The sequence below is a fragment of the Desulfovibrio sp. 1214_IL3152 genome, assembly GCF_036763055.1.
Lineage (GTDB): Bacteria > Desulfobacterota > Desulfovibrionia > Desulfovibrionales > Desulfovibrionaceae > Desulfovibrio.
In genome coordinates, this window is sequence record NZ_JBAIYW010000551.1 from 1 (window position 1) to 5,312 (window position 5,312).

A 5,312-nucleotide genomic window follows, 5' to 3' on the forward strand; every position below is an offset into this window, starting at 1 on the left:
TTTACTATATACACATGAATATTTTTGCAAATATCCACCCCAAAAGTGCCAAAAGTGCCAATCTGCCCAAATCAAATAAAAAAGGAGGCTCTATGCCTCCCTTACAACAAAAAATATCCAATTATTTTATTGTCTTTTTAGAATTGCGATCAAAATGCGGCAAATCATTGTACGTTCTTCATCAGAGCAGTTCGCAACCATCTTGATAATTTTATTCATAAGCTCATCTTGAGAAGCAATGTGGTCAAACAGCAATAGGTCATGCAGGTTTACCTGAAAGGCGTCTGCAAGTTTCGCTACCACAAGAATGGTCGCATTAACTTCTCTTCTTTCAACTTCTCCAAGGTATTTGCCGCTGAGCTGGCAGGCATCAGCGGCCTGATCCTGAGGCAGTCCAGATGCCTTCGGCTAATGAAATCAGCTTGGGGCTGCGCTTCACGTTCTAGCCTACACAAGGCAAAAATGAGAAAAGGGCTGACAAGTGTCAGCCCTTTTCTCATTCTAAAACTAGTCGAACATTTTTCAAATATTCAAAAAGGTAGACGTGAATTCTGCAAAGCAGGTTACTTCTTTTTCTTCTTTATCCTGTATTTTTTAATATATTCAGGAGGTATATTTTCTAGAAAATATTTTATACCTTTTTTAATATCTTTCTGTAACCTTTTAATATCAATCTCTTGTTTCAAGATAACTATTGTCTTTCTCCATGTAAGCGCATTGCCCATGTTCCCATTTAAAATCCTGCTGAATGCAGATTTTGATAGTCCACATTTTTCAGCATACACTTTTTGATCTACAACATCATTTTTGTAAAATGCAAAATACATTCTGCACCAAGACAAAAATTCAAGATCCTCAGCCAACGCCATCCTTGCTTCATCAAATGTTTGTTCTTTAATTTCAACAATAGACTTTTTCAGGTCAAGCCTGCCAGCCAGCTCTTTAAATGCCTCACTCCTGCTAATTTTCTTAAAATCTGTATAAAATTGAATTACATCACCATACCAGTTACATACATTATTATGACATTTAGCTAATTGATCAGGATAAATTTTAAACGACAATTTATTACAAAAAGGGCATTTTATATTGCCGCTTTTTTCTGTAATGCTACAATTTTCTAGTAAAAGCACATCTTTAAAATCCACAGTTTCATTCATTTAATTCTCGCTTATAATGAAGTTACAAACTCCTAACGAATCTTTCTACAATGCTTTTAGCGTTTCTTATCCATTTTTCATTAGATGAAGCCTTTACTGCAAATAAAAAATCTAAGGATGAAATGATTACATATTTTTTCTTTGGGTCTTTTTCCAACACTGCTCTTCTCAAAATTCAATCGTAATAGTCCTTATTATCTTCCTCAATTAAATATTTTTCCATTATTTTATTCTCCATATTTTGGTTTTCCATACTCTAATTCCTCCGTTTTTTATAAATAATTATGTACTAAATCGAAATATCTGTGTACATATCTATACTTATTTATATATGTGAGGAAAAAAATGCGTGAATTTTAACTATAAAACAAGCAGCACTATATTGTAGTTATAATGCTGCATATTTTGGAAGAATAATGGAACAGTATAAAATTCCCAAATATGGGCCAAACAAAAATAGAATTAGAGTTCTTGATCTTGAAGCATGGATGAAAAACCCAGAAGTATTTACCAATATTGAATCTGAAACCCGTTCAGGCTTTAGGAGGATTGTTTAATGGCTGTTAACCAAACCAAGTCTGGCAGATGGTACGTTCAGTACCGAGTGCCGGGGCTTTCTAGCCCTAAAAAGGATTATTTGGGGAATAATCCAGATGCACAAGAGCAGGCTTTGAAACGACAAGCAGAAATAGCGACTGGACATATATACACGGTGGCTGCACTTTCGAATTTTCGGCAGATATACCTTGACGATTTAGGACAATGCTACCTTGATTTTCTCAAAATCAAGGACAAGACAACTTCTTGGATTGGCACTCTCAAGTATTTATTAAATGAACATTTTCTTCCAGTGCTTTGCCATTCTCCTGTTGACCAGATATCCTTCACGGATATTTTAAAAGTGGCGGCGAGGTTCGCAGATAAGTCCGCCGCCACCCAAAATCGTTATATGGATAGCCTACATGTAATATTCCGGTTTGGCATACGCCATGAACTGACCACCAATGACCCTATGGCTCATTGGCAAAAGAAACGTGAGCCGCAGCGTAACATGTTATTGACGATCAAAGACCTTGCAAAAATCTATGCAGCAGCTCCCGACCATTTGAAATGGATTATTGAAGTTGAATGGGCCTTGGGTACTCGCCCTGGGAAGTCAGAATTATTTTCTCTATGCTGGCAAGATGTTGATTTTGACAACAATTTCATTCGAGTTAGAGGGACCAAGACAAAAGGGTCAGACCGGATCATTCCGCTCACACCTGAATTTAAAGCCCGCCTTCTGGACAAGCGCGATGTGGCCCAAAGTCCGTACATTATTGAAGTTAATGGACGAGGAATCCAGCATTGTCGGAGGGCATTCAAAACCGCCCTTGAAAAAGCCAAGATTGACTACCCCGTAAGGCTCTATGACATCCGACACCTTTTCGCTTCAACAATGCTTGCTAATGGCGGCGACCTCAAGGCCGTTTCCAAACTCCTTGGGCATAGCTCCACCAGAATGACGGCAGATACCTATTACCATGAACTCCAAGGAGAAAAGGAAAGGGCCTTGAATGCCAAGCCTCAGCTATTTTAGCTGTGAATATCTCACGTTATGCCGCGCCAGAAGTGTTGGAGCCAAAGATCTGCCCAAACTCCTCCGCGAATTGTTTATCTTTATACATATGATATGCCGTTTTAATGGCATCTTTTTGGCGATATTTTTTGCCTAAACCTTTTTTAAGCAGCTCTAAAGTTTCTTTATAATTAAGAACTCTGGTGCTTTCATTAAGTTCAGTCCATTCAACAATACAAGAGAATTTCTTCTCATAAATTTTTTTTGCCTCATCAATTGATGGCAAAAATATACAGTTTTGCCCTTCACATTTTCTATAAATAAAACTATATGAATCCCTTTTGCCATTGCTCATCTTTTGCGTAAATTTAGTAACTGTATGAATAAATGATGACTGACCACTCCTTTCTTTAGACTCCATAAAGTTATCAAATAATGTTTTAGTCCTCACATGCTTATTAAATCCAATTTTTTCTATGGAATTATCCCATAAATAGAAACTGTTTTCTTGTTTGATCACGTACCCATCAATCAAGTTAAAAAGCCATTGATCAAAAAAATCCATACCTGCAAATACATCTTCGAATAAAGCAGAAGTGGCAGGAGGTGTGAACACATCTTCTTCACAAAGATCAAACTTTTTTAAGAATCCGAAGAAATTATCTATTTCATGTTCCATCGCTTTATATAACTCGTCAAAATACTTAATGTCATTCCTACGCTCATTGCTTATTCTTAATGCAAAAAACCTTCTTTCATCATATGTTGCAGGTACAGAAAACTTCTCATTTGTTAAAAGAATATAGCGAGAATAATTTTTCTTGATTTCAGCATCCATACCCTTTTTTTCAATAAGGATATTTGTATCAGTAATCAAAGACTTCAATCTTCCTTCCATGCTCTTACCGCCATTCCAAATAGCTTCATCAAAAGTTATCAGTAACTTTGCATATTGTTGCGAATTAAAGTTACCATAGATATCATGTGAAGAACTAACCAACATATAATGTTCTCCAAGAATTTTCTCAGCAAGCTTAGAAATAAAGCCAGTTTTGCCCGTGCCTTTCTCACCCTTTATGACAAGCGCAACGCCAGCTTTTTTACTGGGATATTGAATCATGTGAGCAAACCATTTTATAAGATATGAATAATGTTCTTCATTCCCGTTGCACCAGACCTCTTTTAGATGTCTTTCAATATGTGAAAACTCGCCGTCGCAATCAGAAGTAATTTTAAAACCGCGCCACAAGTTATAAAAATTCTTTCCACTATATTTAGGGTTAAAAATTATACCATTAAATGTCCTCTTTTGAGGACAGCTCATCCAATATGAAGCAATGCCTTTTTTAGTAAAAAGGCTATCCTTTTTACCGCTTGGAACATATATGTCATTGCAATTATACCTAAATGCAAAATCTTTATATGAAAGACGTGTCAACATGAATTTATCATCTTCATTAGTTTTTTCAGTATAAACAAAAAATTTTCCACCATCTTCACAAACAAAATGATTTTTATCAAAATCGCTAAGCTTTTTATTGGTTTCAGCAACAATAGAGCTAATCCCTTCATTATTCATATCCAATGAGGACGTATCAATCCAAGACTTGTAAGACATATAAAACTCCTTAATTTAATAAAGTTTGATTTTTATGGGGAGAATTCCCCCCATATCACCTAGCAAAATTCAATGACAATTCGTTTAGCTTCACACTCAAAACTAATGTTCATATTTACTTCGTTGTTATTTGCCATAATTTTACCTAATGTTTTATTCACAAATTTAGAATTAATTTTTATGCTACCATCCTTTAAATAGCTAACATCGCGTGAATTACTATTTTTTGGAAATTCATAATTGATAATTTCGCCTTTTTTGGCAGAAGCATCATACAAATATCTTTTAAATTGCTCCTTAGTTTTTATATTAAACATGTACTTAATGCCCTCATAAGGCATGTTAGCTGCAATGCAATCACAAAAATCGTTAATATCAATCTTTTTCATGTCCAACTCCTGAGTTAAAGGTTATACAAAATTTGAAAGCTACGCCGATTTTACGATGTTTTTTTGAATTGTTAACCTTCCGCGAAATAAAGACGCAAAAAAGGCGGTCACAATGACCGCCTTTTTCTGGTAAAATAACTGTGTACTTCCCGATAACCCTGTATATTTTTTAAAAAAATCATACAGGAGCATGACTTATGATGGAGTCTTTTAAAATCATTGGGGCAAAGATCGTGAATCTGCGGGAAGCAAAGAAACTCACTCAGGAGCAGCTTGCCGAGAAAGCAGAAATTCCCATTGCTGAACTCCGAAAAATCGAAGAGGGTTCCCCGGACGCAACCATCAATTTTTATGAAAAGATTGGGCAGGTTCTGAACTTCACGCCTGCCCAGATTTTTGCCAAGACTGACCGTGAGCACCGTCAACAAATCACCAAGATTAAAAAGCTGCTCCAAGCTGCTCCAATTGACGTTCTTCATGAACTGGAAATTCAGCTAAAGGCGAAGCTCAAAATCAAGTGATTGCTTCTGGGGTATGGAAATTGATGTCCAGATTTTTGCAGGGAGGTGCGGAACCTCCCTTTTAAG

The 5,312-nt window shown here is 36.2% G+C and carries 8 protein-coding genes; 4 read left to right on the forward strand and 4 right to left on the reverse strand.

Features of this window, described 5'->3' with window-relative positions; translation table 11 throughout:
• A partial coding sequence (locus V6C07_RS11605; RefSeq protein WP_333536638.1) for a hypothetical protein occupies window positions 1-206 on the forward strand: 206 nt, incomplete at its 5' end.
• On the opposite strand, the gene V6C07_RS13430 is transcribed toward V6C07_RS11605, so the two are convergent.
• On the reverse strand, window positions 127-393 hold the full coding sequence (locus tag V6C07_RS13430; RefSeq protein WP_081428308.1) for a helix-turn-helix domain-containing protein: 267 nt from the start codon (window positions 391-393) through the stop codon (window positions 127-129). The genes V6C07_RS11605 and V6C07_RS13430 overlap by 80 nt on opposite strands.
• A gap of 170 nt (window positions 394-563) precedes the next feature.
• Window positions 564-1,160, reverse strand: coding sequence for a hypothetical protein (locus V6C07_RS11610; RefSeq protein ID WP_015939242.1), 597 nt, complete (start codon window positions 1,158-1,160; stop codon window positions 564-566).
• A 416-nt stretch (window positions 1,161-1,576) separates the two neighbouring features.
• Between V6C07_RS11610 and V6C07_RS11615 the strand changes: the two genes are divergently transcribed.
• Window positions 1,577-1,717, forward strand: coding sequence for a hypothetical protein (locus V6C07_RS11615; RefSeq protein WP_333536639.1), 141 nt, complete (start codon window positions 1,577-1,579; stop codon window positions 1,715-1,717).
• Window positions 1,717-2,739 carry a tyrosine-type recombinase/integrase gene (locus tag V6C07_RS11620; protein WP_333536640.1) on the forward strand — a complete coding sequence of 341 codons (1,023 nt, stop codon included), beginning with the start codon at window positions 1,717-1,719 and terminating at the stop codon, window positions 2,737-2,739. Before V6C07_RS11615 ends, V6C07_RS11620 begins: the two co-directional genes overlap by 1 nt.
• A gap of 16 nt (window positions 2,740-2,755) precedes the next feature.
• On the opposite strand, the gene V6C07_RS11625 is transcribed toward V6C07_RS11620, so the two are convergent.
• Entirely contained in the window at window positions 2,756-4,336 is a 1,581-nt protein-coding gene (locus V6C07_RS11625) for a primase-helicase family protein (protein WP_333536641.1), read from the reverse strand.
• A 59-nt stretch (window positions 4,337-4,395) separates the two neighbouring features.
• Entirely contained in the window at window positions 4,396-4,725 is a 330-nt protein-coding gene (locus V6C07_RS11630) for a hypothetical protein (RefSeq protein WP_015939238.1), read from the reverse strand.
• Window positions 4,726-4,922: 197 nt separating this feature from the next.
• On the opposite strand from V6C07_RS11630, the gene V6C07_RS11635 reads away from it, so the two are divergent.
• Window positions 4,923-5,246 carry a helix-turn-helix domain-containing protein gene (locus tag V6C07_RS11635; protein WP_015939237.1) on the forward strand — a complete coding sequence of 108 codons (324 nt, stop codon included), beginning with the start codon at window positions 4,923-4,925 and terminating at the stop codon, window positions 5,244-5,246.
• Window positions 5,247-5,312 lie beyond the last annotated feature (66 nt).